General features: G+C 51.1%; 14 protein-coding genes. 5 read left to right on the forward strand and 9 right to left on the reverse strand.

From position 1 onward, the window contains the following. Positions 1 to 129: 129 nt before the first annotated feature. Positions 130 to 936 (reverse strand): transporter substrate-binding domain-containing protein, encoded by an 807-nt coding sequence (locus IQ268_RS22745; RefSeq protein WP_193884037.1) that lies wholly within the window; start codon positions 934 to 936, stop codon positions 130 to 132. Positions 937 to 1502: 566 nt separating this feature from the next. Next, positions 1503 to 2429, reverse strand: coding sequence for a nucleoside hydrolase (locus tag IQ268_RS22750; RefSeq protein WP_193884039.1), 927 nt, complete (start codon positions 2427 to 2429; stop codon positions 1503 to 1505). 304 nt (positions 2430 to 2733) lie between these two features. On the opposite strand from IQ268_RS22750, the gene IQ268_RS22755 reads away from it, so the two are divergent. The 4 genes from IQ268_RS22755 (at position 2734) to IQ268_RS22770 (ending at position 7498) form a co-directional block, all read left to right on the forward strand. Beyond that, complete coding sequence (locus tag IQ268_RS22755; protein ID WP_193884068.1) at positions 2734 to 4182, forward strand: S-layer homology domain-containing protein; 1449 nt, start codon at positions 2734 to 2736, stop codon at positions 4180 to 4182. 5 nt (positions 4183 to 4187) lie between these two features. Next, complete coding sequence (locus tag IQ268_RS22760) at positions 4188 to 5153, forward strand: SGNH/GDSL hydrolase family protein (RefSeq protein WP_193884040.1); 966 nt, start codon at positions 4188 to 4190, stop codon at positions 5151 to 5153. A gap of 112 nt (positions 5154 to 5265) precedes the next feature. Next, entirely contained in the window at positions 5266 to 6045 is a 780-nt protein-coding gene (locus IQ268_RS22765; RefSeq protein ID WP_193884042.1) for a ferritin-like domain-containing protein, read from the forward strand. A gap of 112 nt (positions 6046 to 6157) precedes the next feature. Next, positions 6158 to 7498: a sorbosone dehydrogenase family protein gene (locus IQ268_RS22770; protein WP_193884044.1), complete on the forward strand. Its 1341-nt coding sequence runs from the start codon at positions 6158 to 6160 to the stop codon at positions 7496 to 7498. A gap of 13 nt (positions 7499 to 7511) precedes the next feature. Here IQ268_RS22770 and IQ268_RS22775 read toward each other — a convergent pair whose 3' ends face one another. The 3 genes from IQ268_RS22775 to glnA all read right to left on the reverse strand — a co-directional run bounded on the left by IQ268_RS22775 (position 7512) and on the right by glnA (position 13177). Beyond that, positions 7512 to 8168, reverse strand: coding sequence for a thermonuclease family protein (locus tag IQ268_RS22775; RefSeq protein WP_228035643.1), 657 nt, complete (start codon positions 8166 to 8168; stop codon positions 7512 to 7514). 105 nt (positions 8169 to 8273) lie between these two features. Then, positions 8274 to 10922 carry a DUF3536 domain-containing protein gene (locus IQ268_RS22780; protein WP_193884070.1) on the reverse strand — a complete coding sequence of 883 codons (2649 nt, stop codon included), beginning with the start codon at positions 10920 to 10922 and terminating at the stop codon, positions 8274 to 8276. Between the two features lie 833 nt (positions 10923 to 11755). Next, on the reverse strand, positions 11756 to 13177 hold the full coding sequence (gene glnA / locus IQ268_RS22785; RefSeq protein WP_193884048.1) for a type I glutamate--ammonia ligase: 1422 nt from the start codon (positions 13175 to 13177) through the stop codon (positions 11756 to 11758). A gap of 744 nt (positions 13178 to 13921) precedes the next feature. Between glnA and apcB the strand changes: the two genes are divergently transcribed. Continuing rightward, on the forward strand, positions 13922 to 14431 hold the full coding sequence (gene apcB / locus IQ268_RS22790; protein WP_193884050.1) for an allophycocyanin subunit beta: 510 nt from the start codon (positions 13922 to 13924) through the stop codon (positions 14429 to 14431). A 163-nt stretch (positions 14432 to 14594) separates the two neighbouring features. Here apcB and IQ268_RS22795 read toward each other — a convergent pair whose 3' ends face one another. The 4 genes from IQ268_RS22795 to IQ268_RS22810 all read right to left on the reverse strand — a co-directional run bounded on the left by IQ268_RS22795 (position 14595) and on the right by IQ268_RS22810 (position 19015). After that, on the reverse strand, positions 14595 to 15338 hold the full coding sequence (locus tag IQ268_RS22795) for a CpsD/CapB family tyrosine-protein kinase (RefSeq protein WP_193884052.1): 744 nt from the start codon (positions 15336 to 15338) through the stop codon (positions 14595 to 14597). Beyond that, positions 15322 to 16782, reverse strand: a complete 1461-nt coding sequence (locus IQ268_RS22800; protein ID WP_193884053.1) for a hypothetical protein — start codon at positions 16780 to 16782, stop codon at positions 15322 to 15324. Before IQ268_RS22800 ends, IQ268_RS22795 begins: the two co-directional genes overlap by 17 nt. Positions 16783 to 16860: 78 nt before the next feature. Next, positions 16861 to 18132, reverse strand: a complete 1272-nt coding sequence (locus IQ268_RS22805) for a polysaccharide biosynthesis/export family protein (RefSeq protein WP_193884054.1) — start codon at positions 18130 to 18132, stop codon at positions 16861 to 16863. Positions 18133 to 18262: 130 nt separating this feature from the next. Further along, entirely contained in the window at positions 18263 to 19015 is a 753-nt protein-coding gene (locus tag IQ268_RS22810) for a cyanoexosortase B system-associated protein (protein WP_193884055.1), read from the reverse strand. Positions 19016 to 19150 lie beyond the last annotated feature (135 nt).

A 19150-nucleotide genomic window follows, 5' to 3' on the forward strand; every position in this document is an offset into this window, starting at 1 on the left:
TGCTGTAACTCACCGTTTGAACTTCATCACCGATTGGACTGACGATTTGGTAGATGATTTGGTGGATAACAGCACCCTACATCACGAACATGATGGGCCAGGCAGAATAATGATATCAACGGGTGTGAACTATTCGTCGCCAAACCATTGAGTCACCAATTCTTCAACCTTGCCGCTACTTTTCATCTCTTGCAGCACGGTATTGAATTCACTGACAAGCGGTGATCCCTTAGGAAAGGCGATCGCCGAACCCGATTCTCCCGCATTTGGAATAGGATTGAACTCCAGATCTGGGTTGGATTCTACATATCCCTTGGCAACCGTGTCTTCTACGATCGCCGCATCAATGCGTCCCGCTTTAATTTCTTGAATAATTTCGTTGATGCGGTTCAGGGGAACAACATTGGCTCCCTCAATCTCTTTTGCTTCACCTTCTTGAATGCTACCCAGTTGCACCCCCACTTGCTTGCCCGACAGACTTTCGGTCGTTGTCAAGTTACTACCCTGCTGGGCAACGATGGTATTTTTCGCCTCAAAGTAAATCTCTGAGAAATCGGCGTTTTGCTTGCGTTCTTCCGTCGGAGTCATCCCGGCCATCACAAAATCAGCCCGACCCGCTTGCAAGGCTGGAATTAAACCATTGAAGTCTACATTATTAATTTGTAGCTCGTAGCCCAGTTGTTCGGTGATGTATTTGGCAATATCTACATCAAACCCAACAATTTCTTCGCTACCACTGGCCGTTTCAATAAATTCGTAGGGAGGGTAGTCTGCCGAGGTTGCCATTACCAGCGTTTGACTACCGCTGCCCCCTGCGCCAGGAGAAGCCTCTGGAGAACCAGCCGTATCAGGTGATTGGCTGTTACAGGCAGTCATAACAAATAGGGTTAAGACTGCACTCAAAAGAACTGTGAATAAAAATTTGAGTTGTTTCATTTCTGCTGTTTGCTTCGATCTCTAAATGGTCGCTTAAAACTGGTCTTCATTTTTAGCGTGATTCCTTTCACGCTCAAACCCCAAAAAAGGTTGGAGGCAAGCCAAACTTTGCCTTATTTTGTAGGATGATTGTTCTCGCAACTTCATGCAATGGTATGACTTAATAGTAGATTCTATCTGGGTTTCTTGACGCAGCTTTAAGAGGAAGTTTTGAAGGTCTGATTTGCAGCCCGATACCCATAGGGGCGTAGCATTCGGGCAATACTTTTGGGTGTATTGCAAGGGCTATTTGCCGAATGCTATGCCCTTACAGGATGTTTCAAAGGATATCAGATGCTTTAACAGTATCAAATGTGCTGCATTCACCCCTCAAATGCCCCAAAGTGGGGGGCTTAGCGCCTGCGGTAAGCCAGGAAAGGGGGCAATTCGTAGGACAATCCGCACATTTAACCCATCCCCTTACAGGAGATATTTGCTGCTTAATTGTGTTGATTCAATGTCATTGAGACGGCGTGATGATGATTCGTTGTATCCTGTATGGATCGCACAGGATCTTGCTAGCGCAATCACAATCTTGCCAAACGGGTAGTGAGTAGATCATAAAAACCGTTAGCGTCCACAGTCTGGATTACATTTGCATTGGGAGGGCGATCGCCCCTGCGCCAAGCATCAACCACTGTACGCCCCATCGTCAGTTCGCTTCCTGTTTCCACTTCAACAAAGACGGGGTGTCCCGTAAACAGGTCAGGCTGCAACAGATACGCAATGACACACGGATCGTGCAATGGACTGCCTGCCATGCCTCGTTCTACTTCCTGCGTACCGTAGCGTGACAGCAAATCGGCGGCAACCTGGCTCACCGGAGTGGCGATCGCCCGAATTCGCTCTCGCCGTGCGGCAGTGGTCAACACCTGGTGCGTCACGTTTAGGCCAATCATGGTGATCTGGATGCCGCTTGTAAACACCACATGGGCGGCATGGGGATCAACATAGATATTAAATTCGGCAGATGGGGTAACGTTACCTTCTGTGGTTGATCCACCCATCAGCACCAGTTTGGAAATTTTGGCCGCGATGCGGGGTTCTTTGATCAGGGCGATCGCAATATTGGTCAACGGCCCCAGCGTCGCCAGAATAATATCCCCGGCGGAATTCATCAGCGTTTCAATGAGAAAATCAACCCCGTGCTGAGGCTGAAGCGGCATTGTTGGTTCTGGTAACTCCACTCCTTCTAACCCAGTTTTGCCGTGAATATCTTCTGCCGTAGTTAGCGATCGCATGATAGGCCGAGGACAGCCCGCATAAACTGGAACGGTTGTCTGTCCAGCTAGTTCACAGATTCGTCGTGCATTCGCCTGGGTTAGCGTGAGTGGAACATTGCCTGCCACCGTCGTGATACCCAGTACCTTAAGGTCTGGGGAAGCAAATGCTAGCAAAAGGGCGATCGCGTCGTCCACACCTGGATCGCAGTCGATAATAATGGATTGGGTCATGATGATATTAAGGGGTTAACTGCGGTCAGTGGTTGATGGGTGAACTAAAGCCACTCCTATCTCAAAATACTTCTCAAAATACGGGCTTCTTACAGCAGTTCTCAATCGAGTCAGCCACAGTCTCGCCAAGATGGGCGTGGGGTGTAGGGTTTGGAGTGTGGTGAATGCAAATGAAAATGGCTGCAAAATACTGATTGTAGATACACGCTTCGCGGCTGGTACGGCTTTCTCCAGTGGCTTTCACACTCCTGAAAATCTAAGCTAGCGTAGGAACTAGAACCCAGCTTGAGTGGTGATTACTGTGATGTCTCCGAAGCGATCGATTGCTTTAACTGGTCTTGCTATAACGTTGCTATTGCCCTTGGGTGCCTGTGCGAATGCCCGTTGGTCAGAGTCGTTACAGCGATCGCTGGCGGCAGACCCCCGGCTTCAGGAAAACCCGGTATCCATTGGTGCTGGCAGTTCCAGTCCTACCAATACTACCGCCGTTACCGATGGTGCAACCCCCTCTCAAACCGCGCAGCTTCCGGCGAACTTTCCGGCAGAAATTCCTCGCTACCCGAATGCAGAGTTAGTCAACGTTGCACCAGGCTCATCAGACGCTTTCTCTAATGATGAGCAAGAAACTCAAACCGAGTGGCTCAGCCCCGACAGTGAAGCTGAAGTGCAGCAGTTCTATCAAGATGCGTTTCGTTCAGACGGTTGGAATCTGCGATCGCCCCAGTCGGATACAGCAGCGGCTAATGCAGAGCAACCCGCTGGCAACCTGGTTGCAGAACGAGACGGGCTAAATGTAACAGTGGCGGTCGCCCCTTCTAGCGCAACCGCAGGGAATTCAGCTCTCCCAGCGCCTCAAACAGAGTTGACCATTTCCTACCGCCTCGGTAGCAGTACGGCGATGTCCGGCACGGCATCTCCAACTGAAACGGCTCAGTCGGCTCCTCAACCCGGCGATCCAGAGTTTATTGGCCCAGTGCCGCCCGCTAACTGGAGCGCCCAAACCGCCGAAGGCGCAACAGCAAGTGGCGATCGACCCACGTCAACAGACGCGTTTACCGATCTGGATCAAGCTCCTGAAGAACTGCGGCAGTATGTTGCAGATTTAGCCCAGTTAGGCGTGCTGAGAGTGACCGCCGCTAGCAATGGTGATGCCAACAACGCGGCTCTAACATCGCAGTTAAAGCCTAATCAGGAGATTACTCGGCGGGAGTATGCTCGTTGGTTGGTGGCGGCCAATAACTCAATGTATGGCGATCGCCCTACCCGTAAAATTCGCCTTGCAACCGCTTCGTCCCAGCCCGCGTTTCAGGATGTACCAACCTCTGATCCAGACTTTGCTGCCATTCAAGGATTAGCAGAAGCCGGGATCATTCCCAGCTCTTTAGCAGGCGATGCAACGACTGTTACCTTTCGTCCCAATGCGCCATTAACGCGCGAAGAACTCATTCTGTGGAAAGTCCCCATTGATACACGCCAAACGTTGCCCAATGCCACCATTGACGCAGTGCAGCAAACCTGGGGCTTTCAAGATGCAACCCGCATTGATCCGCGATCGCTGCGGGCGGTCTTAGCCGATTACCAAAACGGCGATCTGTCAAATATCCGCCGTGCCTTCAGCTATACCACCCTGCTTCAACCCAAGAAACCTGCTACTCGGGCTGAGGCTGCCGCTGTCCTTTGGTATTTTGGGGCCCAGGGAGATGGCATCTCCGCCAACGATGCACTACAAGCAGAGCAGCAATCTACTCGCTAGACAGCATGAAACTGCACGTCCTACTTGGTTCAGGTCTGGTTTTCCTTTCTTCCCTATGGCCGCTCGGTGCGTCTGCCCTGGCTGAACCTCCAGTGGATCGAGTTTATGTGTTTGGTGACAGTCTGTCTGATACAGGCAATGTGTTTCGAGTCACCAATCGGCAAGCGCCTCCTAGCCCTCCCTATTTTGAAGGGCGTTATTCTAACGGCCCCGTCTGGCCCGAATACCTCATTCGTGATCTGGGTTTAACGTCTGATTCGCTCACCGATTTTGCCTTTGGCGGGGCTACCACTGGAACCACAAACAACAGCTCATCCATTTCTGCATTGGTGGGGCTGCAACAGCAGATTGATCGTTTTACCGCAACGACTTCAGACCCCGACCCAACGGCGCTGTATGTGGTTTGGGCTGGAGCAAACGATTATCTTGGGGGTAGTGCGATCGAGACGACCCAGCCGATCGCCAATTTAACCCATGCGATTACTCAACTGGTAGAGGCGGGCGCGACTCAAATTCTGGTGGCAAATCTACCCGATTTAGGCACCCTTCCACTCACGCGAAACACCGAGCGCGCTGCCAGGCTCAGTACCCTAACCCAACAGCACAACGCTCAACTGGCCGCGATGATGGAGCAGTTACAGCAGCAGTTTGGGGCGGACGTTGATCTGATTCCACTGGATGTGAATACGTTGTTTGATGCAGCGATCGCCAACCCCGCTCGATATGGCTTTGCTAACGTCAATACGGCTTGTCTGGCGGTTCGCTGTTCCAATCCGGACGACTACCTGTTTTGGGATCAGCTACACCCCAGCACGGCAGCTCATCAACAGATTGCGGCACTGGCGCGTTCGGCTTTGCAACCCGACACCGCACCCGTTACGGAAGCAAACCCCGCTTTGGTCATTGGCGGCCTGCTGTTGGGCATGGTGGCATCGGTTCTGGTGATTAAATTCAGCAACAGTCCGACGTGAATGGTGCGTCACTTTAGCACTGTATATCAACTTTGTATAACAGATGGCGCAGGACACTGGTACCCCTGCACTAGGATAAGGTAAATACCCTCCTCACCGTTCAATCGTTTCTATGAATCTTCTCACCCAACTTCTTCATCTCGTCGGTTCGGGAGCCTCGGCTTACATCATGTCGCGCAACATGCGTGATGCAAAAACGCGTCCAGATATGCTGGCCGGGTTTCAGCTAGCAGAATCCGGTTCTGTGCCATTTTTAAGTGCGTTGAGCCAGCGAGCAGCCACAGAGGGCGACCAATGGCTGGCCGAGAAGCTCGATCGCCATGCTCAAGATGAGCAGCGCCACGGTCATATCTTCGCTCATGGTCTTAAGCAATTGAATAAGCAAGTGATTGACTTTAAATCCCTGCCCAAAACAACAGCCGACGGTAAGCCAGACGAACGGCGACGGAGTCCCTTCTTTGAAGCTTATTTTGAGGGCTATTCCCAGGCGGATCTGAAGCCAGAGACTATCAACTGGCAGGTGTTTTTTGCCAGCACCTATATTCTGGAATTAGATGCCAGCAAAGACTTTGTGCGAATGGCGAATGCTTTACCGCAAGATGATGCCGTCAGCGCTAATTTACGCAAAGGCATTCTTAGTGTTGCCCATGACGAAACAGGGCACGCCGCTTATCTGCGGGAAGCTATGGAGCGATATTTGCCCCATGCTGAAGTTGCAGCTCTCATTGATGAATGGCGTACCCGTAAGGTGAATGCCATGCTGGCGATGATCGGTAATTTAGCTCGCAGAGGCAAAACTCCGTCGCTGGCTCAAGACGGTGTGCCAACTGAGCTATCTGAAGGCATGGCTGCAACGGATTCTGAGACCCAACCGTCTTTAACAGCAGCCTAGTTCTGGCTCACGGCTCAGGCTAAGACGTTCAGAATTTGCTAAGACGGAAACGAAGGCGATCGCCACTTGTCGAGGCGGCGATCGCCCCCCTGTCCTGTTCGAGCAAGGTGTAATGTCTTCACTTCGGATTTTGATGTTGGTACTATTGGGGGCGATCGCCTGTAGCCCTACCGCGTCAACCCAGTCTGCGGCCTCTCCCGATTCGGCGGTGTCAGCTCCAGTGGCCCAATCAGGCCGTTCGGAAACAGCGCAAACTCAAAATGTTGTCGCAACCGAACCGCTCATCCCCCGTCCGATCCAAATCGCGCTCGACGGGTTGCCCAATCCCTTCGACAGCCAGAGTGCTTCCCGTTCTCCCAATGTGGTTGAGATTCCAAACAATCCAACCCTGCAAGTCCCAGAAGGGTTTGTCGTCAATGTATTTGCAGAGGGGTTAGAGCGTCCTCGCTGGTTAGCCATAACTCCATCGGGCGATGTGCTGGTCACAGAAACGCCGCAGAACCAAATCCGACTGCTGCGGGATAGCAACGGGGACGGTGCTGCCGATGTCAGTCAGAAATTTGCAGGGGCAGATAATGGACTAAACCTGCCGCTAGGAATGGCCTTTTCCGACGGATATTTCTTTTTGGGCAATACGAACGAAGTGCGCCGCTATCCCTACAGCGAAGGGCAAGAGCAAATTACCGGAACGGGTGAAAAGATTGCCGATCTGCCCGGAGAGGGATACAACCAGCACTGGACTCGAAACGTGGTAGTTTCACCAAACGAACAAAAGCTCTATGTTTCAGTCGGTTCCGCTTCCAATGTCGATCGAGAACCGTTACCCCGCGCCTCGGTGCAGGTGATGAATTTAGACGGGTCTGGACAGCAAACCTTTGCCTATGGACTGCGTAATCCAGTCGGTTTGGACTTCCATCCGGTGACTGGGGAACTGTATACCACGGTCAATGAGCGGGACGGGTTAGGCGATGACCTGGTGCCCGATTACTTCACGCGGCTTCAGCAGGGCGAATTTTATGGATGGCCCTATGCGTATCTAACACCCGATCGCCTTGATCCTCGGCAGGCTCCCGGAGGCAATAGCCGCAACCCAGCACTGGCCGCCCAAACCAAAACGCCAGATGTGTTGTTTCAAGCTCATTCAGCGGCGTTGGGGATGCAATTTTATCAGGGGAGTACTTTTCCAGAACGCTACCAGAATGGCGCATTTGCTGCCTTTCGCGGCTCCTGGAATCGCAATGAAGGCACGGGATACAAAATCGTATTCATTCCGTTCAATCAAGACAATCGCCCGGAAGGATATTACGAGGATTTTGTCACAGGCTTTCTCACCGATCCGGATGGGCCAGTGACCTGGGGTCGCCCGGTAGGAATGCTAGCCTTACCGGATGGCAGTTTGTTGTTTACGGAAGAAGCCAACGGTCGCATCTATCGGGTGCAATATCAGGGTTAGATGTGAGGGTGAACTACGGCAACCGTTCGCAGGCAACGCCATCAAGATCGCCATCTAGCCGATGGGGATCGCCCGGAAACGCGGTTAGCACAGCCTGAGCCTCTGCCTGCGTCCTGAAATCCTGGCAGTCACAGTCGGTATTCACGCAGGCTGGAAAATCTGCGATCGCATCATCGTCAGTCGATGAAGGCGGCTCAGGCTGGTTGTTTTGTCCTTGACGAAATTCCCACGGCATAAGCGGACTGGCTTGTTGCCAAAACCCTGTCTGTCGCTGCTGTGCTTGTGCCTCTGCTTGCAGGTATTGGTTACGAGTATCGGCACAGCGGTCTAAATACTCGCGATACACCACTGCCTGTCCTTCTTCAACCAGCTTCAGGTTAATTGAGGCATGGTTCACAAATAGCTCGGCCACCAACCGACCATACTGGTCGCGATCGGCAACCCGCATCTGAACCACCTGTCCCGGCGGCAGTAGTTCGTTGAGCCTGCTGGCGGCCTGTTCTCCCCAGGGAACTTGCGCGATTTCGGGTGCATCAATACAGGCCAGACGAACGGTGATCGTCTGTTCCTGATCCCGAATCCTCAGTGTGTCGCCATCTCCGGTGCTAATAACAACCGGGAGACTGGCTTGCACTTGAGCAGGCGATCGCTCGTTTAATTCCGTTGCCATAGGAAGGGTGCAGCCGACCATACCACACAATAATGCAGACACTAGCCACACCATCGGGATCATAGATTTATACGTAGAAGGAACGGACGGCTGCAACTATGCGATTTAGGGCAGGGCATTTAACCACGGACTGACATCTACCGCTAACTGTTGCCCTAACGCCAGAAGTTGGCGCAATTGAAGCAAATTCCAGTTGGGTTCTGTTCCTGGCGGTGCGTCGGCTGCGGTGGTGTGCCAATCAGCGCTGTTGCTGGTTTGCCAAACTGCCAGTTGGGGCAGGATTTGACTGTGCAAACTCTTAAAGTAAAGTTCCTGGGCGCGATCGAGCGATAGACCAACTCGAAGATGATGCCCCAGTTCGATCAGCCTCTCTAACCACTCAATATCGGCTTTGGCGGTGTTGGCATCATAGGCGTAGATTAAATGCCAGAGCGATCGCAACACTAACCGTTCCAGAGTTTGCTTAGCTTGCGGAACCTTGAGATGGCAACGCAAATGGTTGGCTTCAGCCGCGATCGCCTCCAGTTCCGACAAATAACTGAAACACAGTTCTAAACTGCTGGGTGGAAAATCACTGGTTTCCCGCTCTAGCGCTTGCAGCGAGACCGTTGCGCGGTGGCTAATTGCCACCTCAGCCGCCACCTGTAACTCCTGCGGTACGTCTAGCTCGTCTTGCTGGAAGGCAACTAGCACACCGTAGTTGTCGCGGTAAACCTGAGTGTAAAGCTGATCGAGTCGCGTCAACGTCTCCTGACTGAGCAATCGCATGATGCGATGCTGCTCTTCAGCACACAGCGATCGCAGGTCATAGGACTGATCCCCAAAAATGCGGTTCATTGCCAGAATGGTTTGAGCAGAACTGGCCTGTTTCAACGCGTCAAACAGAGTGTCTTTCACCTGGCTATAGGCGCGTCGTCCCACAAATGGCTGAATACAGCAGTGAAAATCCCATCCACCCAGGTGTAATACGGCAAACACCAGATTGGCACTTTCCCGTGTGATTTCAGACGTGAGCTGAATTTGCCCAACGGCTAGAGTCAGCGATCCAATCCGCTGTAACTGATAGTCGGCTTGATGCGCGGAGTAGCAATAAATTCGCTGCTCTCGGGTATACGTCATAAACAGAGACCCGATCGCATAATGCGCCGCGACCTGTTTCAGGCTCACCTGGGAGGGTGCTACGAGCTGGCGATACACCTCTGCCCCAGTCTGGAAACACTCGACATTGCTAGGAATGGAGGCCAGCCGCCTGATAAAAGCTTTCTCTAACTGCACCCCTGCAACATCCCCTGCCAATTCGATCGCATGAGCCGCATAACGCAACAGTTGCACGCCCTCTGGACGGGAGACTTCTTCAAAAAACCAGCCGCAACTGGTATACATCAACAACGCGTGACGCTGCATTTCGAGCAGACGTAATGCGTCAATGCGTTCCGCCGAGGTCAGCTTGTGCGACTGGTGCCGGGCTAAAAATCGATTAACATTAGCAGGGCTGCGATCGAGGATCACCTGCACATAAGCATCGCGCGCTTGCCAGGGATCGCTAAAGAACTTTTTACCCGATTCTTCATAAACGGTAATCAGCTGATCCCGTAACCAGTTCAAGCAATCTCGTAAGGGTCGGCGCCACTTCTGGTTCCACACACCACCCCCACCACAACCGCAATCGTCTTGCCATCGATTAACTCCATGAGAACAGCTCCAGGCGGTCACTGGTTTTAGTTCAACTTCCCAACTCGGTGGACTCAGGCTGAGATAGTGGGCAAAATTCGTCACAGTCCAGCCGCGATTGGGAAACTCACCCACCAAAGCATAGGCCAGGGTTTTTTCGCATCCCTTTTTGTGGTGCCCAAATGTCTCACCATCGGTGGCAGCCGAAATCAATTGTGACGGACGATGATCCCCGCGAATAGCTTGCCCAACACGCCCTGCAAAATGCTGGGAACTGCTCAGGACGTCGTTAAATCCCATATCGCGCGAGATCGGCCCATCGTAGAAAAAGATATCAATATAATCAGTGCTGCGATCGCCTTCTGGTAAATAACAGCGATAGGGCTGGTTGGGATCAATCTGGCTGCCCCCCACCTCAACCCATTCAGAATCGGCCTCGTGATGGGTCGGCAGCGGACGGCACCGTTGCGCCTGGGAGGGCGCTAAAACAATGAACGCGATCCCTTCTTCAACCAGCACCTTCAGCGTGGCGTAATCTACGGCTGTTTCTGCTAACCACATCCCCTCGGGATCGCGCCCAAACCGGGCTTTGAAGTCGGCTTTACCCCAGCGAATCTGCGTGTATTTGTCGCGCTCATTCGCGAGCGGCATGATGATATGGTTGTAGACCTGGGCGATCGCATTTCCATGCCCATTTAACCGCTCACAGCTATGGCGATCGGCTTCCAAAATTCGCTGATACGCTTCCACATCGTGCTGCTCTAGCCAGCTCATCAGCGTCGGGCCAATGTTGAAGCTCATGTACTCAAAGTTATTGACGATCCCCACCAGTTCGCCGCGATCGTTCATAATTCGCGCGAAGGCATTGGGACGGTAGCATTCATGGTGAATCCGCTCATTCCAGTCATGGAAGGGAGCTGCACTGGGTTGACGCTCGATCGCATTTAAGTAAGGATTCTCACGGGGCGGCTGATAGAAGTGGCCATGCACCGTCACATAAACACCAACAGCAGTTTCTAGGGGATCGTTTGTCCTGGACTCAGCAACAGGCATACCATCGGGGATCGCTACTGTTTCCAACATCGGTTCAATAGAATGCAAGGGTTCAGAGACAGATGAATCTGCTGTAGAAAGTGCCACAGATTCTAGATTTTGAGAAGAAGTCATAAAAAAGCTGCCCTGTGAATGAAAACAAGGGAATCGCAAAACTGATGTAGCAGTGGCTGGATATTTTCGCTCAATTCGCGTTTAGAGGTTTTGCAGACGGATGAGCAGGTCTGCAATGGACAACAGCTCTGAAAGATATCTTGTGCTGCTTAAAACTCAGCTTCTCGAACGCTCATCACTTGATGACGTTGCAACAACCAATTCGTTTCTTTGTCAGCTCTTTGTTAGCTCACAATGCAGCTTGCAGGACAACCGATTCAAGCCAACAAGCGCAATATGATGCAACGTAACTGAAATTTTGATGGGTGAAAACCTACTCAAAAGCTTAGATTGCTGGGGATCAACTCAGTCCTTAGAGAGAAACGCGATCGAGCCAACAATGGTGGGATATCAATCTAACAAAGCGAGGTCTGTAGCGCCACAGTACTAGCTGAATGTGTCTTAACTTAAACTGTAAAGCGAATCTAAAGAGCGCCAGTTTACACTTCAAAATAAAATTTTATCAATTATATTCTCAAATCCACAGTTCGTCATCAGCGGTGCAGCACTTGGCTGCGATCGAGTTCGACGATACGGTTAAACAGAGGGCGGCAGCTCGGTTACTATCCAAGCCGCCGCCCTCTATCGCCATCAATCATCCAACCTAACCCATTAAACTAAGGTGGGCCAGCACCAGCGCTAACCCACCTCTCTCTACATCCAGATGTCTGGCACTTTGGTCTAAATCACCGACCTGCTAGTCCTAAGCACTAGCAGTCGTAGTAGAGCGCAAACTCATAGGGATGAGGACGTAGCCGCATGGGGTTCACCTCATTGTCGAGCTTGTATTCGATCCAGTTCGTAATGAAGTCTTCCGTAAACACGCCACCAGCGAGCAGGAACTCATGGTCGGCTTCCAGACACTTCAACGCATCCAGCAGAGAGCCAGGGGTTGAAGGAATCTTAGCCAATTCCTCCGGGCTGAGGTCATAAATATCCACATCCAGAGATGCGCCGGGATCAATCTGGTTTTTGATACCGTCTAACCCAGCACAAAGCATCGCAGCAAACGCCAGATAAGGATTAGATGTTGCATCAGGACAACGGAACTCCAACCGCTTTGCCTTTGGATTGGTACCAGAGAGAGGAATTCTCACAGAAGCAGAACGATTACCTTGAGAGTAAGCCAGGTTTACCGGAGCCTCAAACCCGGGCACCAGGCGCTTATAGGAATTCGTGGTTGGATTAGTGAAGGCCAATAGCGCCGGAGCATGCTTCAAAATGCCACCGATGTAGTGCAGTGCCATCTGGCTTAAGCCAGCATAGCCATCTCCAGCAAACAGGGGTTGCCCATCCTTCCAAATAGATTGATGGGTATGCATTCCAGATCCGTTGTCGTTGAAGAGCGGCTTCGGCATAAACGTTACTGTCTTGCCGTAGCGTCTGGCAACATTCTTGATGCAATATTTGTAGGTCATCAAGTAATCAGCCGCTTTCACTAGCGGTGCAAAGCGGAAACCCAATTCGCATTGTCCGCCAGTGGCAACTTCATGGTGGTGTTTCTCAATCGGAACACCACAGGCCGCCATCGTTAACAGCATCTCAGTTCGCATATCCTGCGATGTGTCAGTGGGTGCAACCGGAAAATACCCCTCCTTATAGCGAGGTTTGTAACCCAGGTTGCCGCCTACTTCCTCTTTGCCAGAGTTCCAGCGACCCTCAACGGAATCCACATAATAGAAGCTGGTGTTCTGAGTCTGGTCAAAGCGAACATCATCAAAGATAAAGAATTCAGCTTCTGGCCCCACGAAAGCGGTATCGCCAAGCCCGGTAGAAATCAAGTAATCTACCGCTTTCTGGGCAATCACCCGAGGGCAACGGGCATAGGGTTCACCCGTGCGGGGTTCTTGAATGCTGCAAATAACGCTCAGGGTTGGCTCTTTCATGAAGGGATCAATCCAAGCGGTTGTTGGATCAAGCACCATTGACATGTCTGATTCGTTAATGGCTTTCCATCCGCGAATACTGGAGCCATCGAACGGTACACCTTCTGTGAAGCTGCTTTCGTCAATCTGATCGTGAAATAGTGTCAAGTGCTGCCAGATACCCGGCATGTCAATAAATTTCAGATCGATCATCTTGATGTCTTGATCTTTGATCATGCTCAAGACGTCTTGTGGGGTTTGTGCCATGAATTACTCCTTAGCTTCTGGGCTATCTCAAATCTGGAAGAGAGAGGGATTTTACGATAGTGATCAAGTTGGCCGAATCAAACCCTTATAAGGGATTAATCAGGTCAAGGTAGAAAGGCAAAACCTAGATACAGAGCCACTTATGCTTTTAGGACTAAAACGTATAGGTCTGACTGCGCCCAATCAATTGCGCCAAATCAATATCAATGTGCTAACGGTCAGTATCTCCCCCATCGTTGCTGTAATCCGTATCAGAATTAGCTTTGCTCAAGAATGAATGCTCGCTAAGCGATGAGCTTTGCCACACCTGAATCATCCTAGAAACAGGGATGGTGACGGTTTGTATCAAGGAATACAAAACTGTAGTTGTCCGGCGAATTCTGTGGCTGTATTTTGCAAAACTCGGCTGTTGCTAAGGGATTTAAACAGCCATCGTTTAGCCATGCTGCGTCAACCCAGCCACTCTCAGCACATAAAACTTAATACCCAAAACGGGGATCTGGCCTGATGTCTGCTCAAACATGCCAAACCTAGCGTGGTAGACTTTCTCTAAAGCGTTTGCTAAAGCCTTTTGGTTGATACCTCATAGTTAGTCAATCAACTAGTTAGTCAATCAACTCATCTGGTTTTAGTAATCTAGCGACAGGTTCCTCAGATGTTCAGTTCATTAAGCTAGCTCTGAGTGATTCTGTGTGAACCAAACCATAAAAAACGGCTTATAGGAATCATTGGGAGACTGTTTTCATGCGGGATGCGGTGACGAGCCTGATTCAGAATTACGACATCACAGGTCGGTACCTAGACCGGAACGCCCTCGACACTCTGAAATCCTACTTTGATTCGGGCTTAGCACGAGTGAAAGCGGCAGGGGTCATTAATTCAGATGCTGCTGCCATTGTCAGGCAAGCAGGGTCAAGCTTATTTGAGGAAAATCCTGAGCTAATTCGTCCTGGCGGCAATGCTTACACCACGCGCCGATATGCAGCCTGTTTGCGCGATATGGACTATTACTTGCGATATGCCAGCTATGCCTTGGTGGCTGGCAGTATGGATGTTTTAGATGAGCGGGTGCTTCAAGGCTTACGCGAGACTTACAATTCGCTTGGTGTTCCCATCGGCCCCACTGTGCGTGGTATTCAACTGATGAAGGACATTGTGAAACGAGAGGTTGCCGCTGCGGGGATCGAGGTTACAGATTTTCTCGATCAGCCTTTTGACTACATGACTCGTGAACTAAGTGAACAGGATGTCTAAACAGTTTAGATAAGCGTTGCTGGCTCTGCGGTTGAAGTTTGATCCCTCAAGCTAAACGTTAGCTGCTACTGCTTGCTATAGAGAAGTGGGTGAATCATTTCATCCACTTCTTTGTTTTAGTCGAAATAATTTGGTTGAAACACTCGGTCGAAATCGTGGTCTGTCAACTCATGCTGATCTTTTCGAGATCGGGGCGATTATCGAGATCTTCAACGATAAATTGACTGTCTTCGTCTAGATCGTAAGATTGCAGCGGAATATCGGCTCCGTTGATCACGGCTCCTAAAAACTGAATGTCTTCAGACTCCATAAATTGCTCAACGGCCTCGTTAAGTAGCCCTTCTTCGGTATATCCCGGTCGAGTAACCAGGACTAACCCATCTGTGTGTGGCTCTAGTAACAATGCGTCGTTGTAGCGGTTTAAGGCTGGTGTATCAAGAATGACTAGATCAAACCGACCACGAGCATCTTCTAGTAAGTGCCGCATTTCAGTTGATTCTAAAATGGCGGCAGCTTGCCGCTGAACTCCAGGACTTGGCAGGATATACAAATTTTCAATCTCAGGCACAAGGCGAATACAGTCACTCAGATGACCGTAGTAGCGCAGTGGTTCGATCGCACCTGCTGGATCGGGCGTTACTTTAAGCGTATGCGCCTGAGATGGCGATCGCAAATCTGCTTCAATGAGCAGTGTGCGTTTACCTGCCTTGGCTGATGCGATCGCCAGGTTGTAAGCACTAATGGTCTTGCCTTCTCCGTTCATCGTACTCGTGAGCAACACCACCCGCAACGACTTCGTTCCAGTTGCCCGCTTCAAATTGCCGCGAAAGCGTTCGTAGGGTTCGATATACAAAGAGTCTGCGTCCGTAACCAGCGGCAAATCATCTATCTCATCCGGAAGCGGCATCAGGGGCAATAGACCAAAAACAGGGACTTCTTGCTGCCGCAGTGCCACTTGCAAATCGGGCAGGGTATGGAAGGTCGCATCCAGTGAATCTAGCAGCAGTACCAATCCGCCGCCAACGAGCAGCCCTACTAAATCCCCCAACCGCCAAAATGACAATGCTGCTGGTGCCTGGTTCGGTAGCCAGTTCCGTTCTGGGGGGCTGGACGGTGACCAAACTACCCACTGTTTCTTCTTGGGCTAGCGTCACGTCGGCAATTCGAGCCTGAACCTGGTCATAAAAGGCGCGCTTCAGGACAACTTGCTGTTCCAGGCGCGATCGCTCTAGCTGTTTGTCTGGTAATCCTGAATATTCTTGCCGCAATTCTTGCTCCGATTGAGTCAAGTCGACAAGCTGCTGTTGCAGCGTGTCTCTCTGCGTTTCTAAATTGACCAGCGTATTCGCCAACTGCTGCCGAGCCGGATCTAAACTACTTTCCTGGCGAATTCGGTTCATTTCCGGTAGAGGAGCAGCACCCTGGTTACCACCAATCACTTCTCCCACCCGACTTTGCAACAAACGTTCATAGGCACGCTGCTGATTCTGCAACTGCACCATCGTTGGATGTTCAGGGCGTAAATCCTGCGACAAAATTGCCGCCTGAGCCTCCGTCTGGTAAATCTGCGTTCGCAAATTGGCGATGATTGGATCAGCACTCAACGCCGATGAGGCGTATGCTTGGGACGGATCTAACCCTAGTCGCTGCTGTAAGCTGCGAATTTGAGCATCAATTCCTGAAAGACTCAAGCGAACCTGGCGCTGTTGCTCACGAGTACCTGTAATCGAACGAACTAAATTGCCATCTTCTGCCGCCTGAATCGCTGGCCCTTCTTGACGGGTATATTGCTCCAGGCTACGTTCTGCTTCTCTTAACTCCCGCGTCACCTTTGGCAACAGCTGGTTAAGATTATCAACAATGCTAGAAATTTGCTGTGTGTTGAATAGGCGGCTCTGCTCAACCATCGCATCTAGAAGCAGCAGGGTTACTGTCTCTGCCGTTTCAGGATCGGAGTCCTGGTAGGTTACAGTAATTTCAGATTGCTGCGGCTGGTTGTCCCTTGCTCGCGCTGTTGAAATGGAAACGTCAGTGTTTCGACGCAGCGCATCCGGGTTCACGTCAATCGCACGAACCTCTAGATTCTGGGCAACGGTTCTAATTACATAATCCGACAACAGCATCTCTTGAGTGAGCGATTGTCCTTGCTGCTGTAAGGCTGTTCCGGTCTGGGACAAGGTCACCGGAGGCAAGCTATAGGCCAACTTTCCCTCAGAAGCATAGCTCGCAGGAGGGGCTGGTTGCAGTGCTGCGACCCCGGACAGCCCCAGTACTACAATAAAACCTGCGAAGCCAGCCCACTTGTGGCGATCGAGGGCTACGAGATAACGCTTAACAAAGGGTGGAGCCATAGCTATAAAGAAATTTAAAACCGTATAGATCAACCATCAAAGCAGCATGACAACATTCAGGGAATGGCAGGGCTTGCATCAGTCGTCGGTTGGACCAAAAAGATTATCGGCGCTGTCTCTTAACGTATCAAAGAACAGCAGAAAACCTAACACATCTCGAAAGGGTTGCGTAAAAGTGCTGAGTGCATACGTAATTCGGCTGACAAAACTTCGCCCAATTACCACTACATCGTTATGCTCAAGTAAAGGATTTTGGGATGAATCTCCCCGAATGGCATCGCGTCCATCGATTTGCTGGCTCACCGCCTTTCCTTGATCAACATCAAATCGAATCAGGGCGATCGAACTCAAGTTGGCATTGCTGACATCTGGAGCAATGGATACTAACGCATCCACAAACCGACTGCCGTTGGGTAATTGAATAATACCCAATTGTCCACCTCGACCTCTTGTGCCAGCGTTAGCAGCGTAGTTGAGCACTCGAACATTGATCACAGGCTGAGCTAGCGTTGAATTGGCAATCAGGTTGCGATCGTAATCCCCACTGGTTTCAGAGGTTAAGGCTGGCACAATAATCGTGTCTCCATCCTCTAGACGAACGTCTGGAACAGCGCTCAGGTTTTGTAAAGGGGTATAGAAATCGATATTTCGCTCAATCACAGCCCCGTCGGTTAGGGTTCGACGAATCAGCACGTTCCGCATATCTGCCAGCCTCGTAGTACCACCCGCACTAAACAAAGCAGTAGTCAGTTGAGGCGCAAGTAACGGATAGAATCCTGGTCGTGACACTTCACCAATGACCGTGACTTCAACGGGTCGTTGAGCCACTAGTGTAATTTCAACCTGGGGATTGACCACATAGCGATCGAACGCCGTTTGAATTCGTTCTTGGGCTTGAGAAACGGTTAATCCATCCAGAGACAATACGCCAGCAAGCGGCACAACAATATTTCCCTGCAAATCTACCGTTCCTTGAAAGCTGAGGTCTGGGAAGCGAAAAACGTTGACAAAGATACCGTCTCCTGGCCCTAGCCGATAGGAATCAAACGCGGCATTGTCTGGAGGTGGACTTTGCACAGGAATCGGAATTGAGTTGGGTTCCTGTGGCGGTACAGACAGCTCCCCTCGATTAATCAAACGCTGTCTGGCCTGTTCTAAAAGCTCGCGGCTGGTTGGGCGATCGGACGGCGGAGCGGCATTGGGGGGCGTTTGCCCCAGCACAGGTGCAGGAGAGTAGGCGGCAACAGCTCCAACCACAATTGCTAGCGGGAAGACCGAACTAATGAAATAACCGCCCGTTAGGGTCAGTAGGCTGAAGCGATAGAAACGAGGACGGGGAACTTGGGGCATGGGGGAGAGAAAACGTGAGTTCAGCTATCAATACCAAACATTAGTTCTCGTAACATCACACTATTCAGGGATGATATTGAATGATCCGACATTTTGAGAACTCAAAGGAGTGGTGATAGGCCGACGGCAGTTATAACTGGCGATCGGGTTTAAGCGCACCAACCATCAAAGATGACTGTACTGTTTGTGATAGGGTTTCAGCTAGCGATCGCGATTCTTCAATATCGCCCAACGGCTTGATCGGAATTAAAACACTGACCGCAACCCAGGGCATTCGGTGGCGATCGCGCCATTGAGTCACCTGATCCACCCAAAACCAACGGCTCGGTGCAGAATGACCGCCGTTTGTCCAAGCGTACCATTGCACAACAGCATAGGTTTGCTGCGTGTTCCAACCTCGCAGAAATCGTGCCTCAACCTGTGTTGGCGGCTGTGGACTGCCGCTAGAATCTGTGGTCGTTACTGAGAAACGCAGCCGACGGTGACTGTCCGCTGTCCATTGTTGCGTTCCGTTAATATCCATCCAGTCAATCTGGGGTTGGTCACGATACCAGGTTTGAGGGCGCAACAGCACAACGATTGGCGATCGGGACAGTGTAGTGTTGTCGGCTGGCGATTCCGGTGCGATCGCCTGAACAGACCACTTATGTCCGCCGATTTCAGCCACTTGCTGCGTCAAGGTTTGCCAGCCCGGCAGCTTCAGCCCCCGTTGTTGTATCGACTCAAGCTGTTTAATGTTGGGTACTGGAGACGGATGGTTCCATGACCAGCCCGCCGTGAAGTAGTTAGGGATGGCACTACTAGCAGCGATCGCCAGCACAAATAGAGCCGTCAGCAGGCTGAACAGTCGTGCTCGTCGAGACGATTGAGAGAAAGAGAACATAGCTTAACGGATGATCTGTGGGGATAGCGTGTTGCGGATGCCAATTTTTGCAGGATGTTTTAAGAGTAGCAAATGGGCTGCATTCACCCCTTTTTTGGTCTGTCCAAAGAGCTAAGCGCGGCTTGGAAAATAGCC

Origin of the sequence: Oculatella sp. LEGE 06141 (assembly GCF_015207605.1) — a bacterium.
In the GTDB taxonomy this organism is placed as follows: domain Bacteria; phylum Cyanobacteriota; class Cyanobacteriia; order Elainellales; family Elainellaceae; genus Oculatella.

Excerpts from the sequence above, each read along its gene's own strand:
- IQ268_RS22745 (WP_193884037.1), bottom strand. The coding sequence starts at position 936 with ATGAAACAACTCAAATTTTTATTCACAGTTCTTTTGAGTGCAGTCTTA.
- IQ268_RS22750 (WP_193884039.1), bottom strand. The coding sequence starts at position 2,429 with ATGACCCAATCCATTATTATCGACTGCGATCCAGGTGTGGACGACGCG.
- IQ268_RS22755 (WP_193884068.1), top strand. The coding sequence starts at position 2,734 with ATGTCTCCGAAGCGATCGATTGCTTTAACTGGTCTTGCTATAACGTTG.
- IQ268_RS22760 (WP_193884040.1), top strand. The coding sequence starts at position 4,188 with ATGAAACTGCACGTCCTACTTGGTTCAGGTCTGGTTTTCCTTTCTTCC.
- IQ268_RS22765 (WP_193884042.1), top strand. The coding sequence starts at position 5,266 with ATGAATCTTCTCACCCAACTTCTTCATCTCGTCGGTTCGGGAGCCTCG.
- IQ268_RS22770 (WP_193884044.1), top strand. The coding sequence starts at position 6,158 with ATGTCTTCACTTCGGATTTTGATGTTGGTACTATTGGGGGCGATCGCC.
- IQ268_RS22775 (WP_228035643.1), bottom strand. The coding sequence starts at position 8,168 with ATGGCAACGGAATTAAACGAGCGATCGCCTGCTCAAGTGCAAGCCAGT.
- IQ268_RS22780 (WP_193884070.1), bottom strand. The coding sequence starts at position 10,922 with ATGTTGGAAACAGTAGCGATCCCCGATGGTATGCCTGTTGCTGAGTCC.
- glnA (WP_193884048.1), bottom strand. The coding sequence starts at position 13,177 with ATGGCACAAACCCCACAAGACGTCTTGAGCATGATCAAAGATCAAGAC.
- apcB (WP_193884050.1), top strand. The coding sequence starts at position 13,922 with ATGCGGGATGCGGTGACGAGCCTGATTCAGAATTACGACATCACAGGT.
- IQ268_RS22795 (WP_193884052.1), bottom strand. The coding sequence starts at position 15,338 with ATGCCGCTTCCGGATGAGATAGATGATTTGCCGCTGGTTACGGACGCA.
- IQ268_RS22800 (WP_193884053.1), bottom strand. The coding sequence starts at position 16,782 with ATGGCTCCACCCTTTGTTAAGCGTTATCTCGTAGCCCTCGATCGCCAC.
- IQ268_RS22805 (WP_193884054.1), bottom strand. The coding sequence starts at position 18,132 with ATGCCCCAAGTTCCCCGTCCTCGTTTCTATCGCTTCAGCCTACTGACC.
- IQ268_RS22810 (WP_193884055.1), bottom strand. The coding sequence starts at position 19,015 with ATGTTCTCTTTCTCTCAATCGTCTCGACGAGCACGACTGTTCAGCCTG.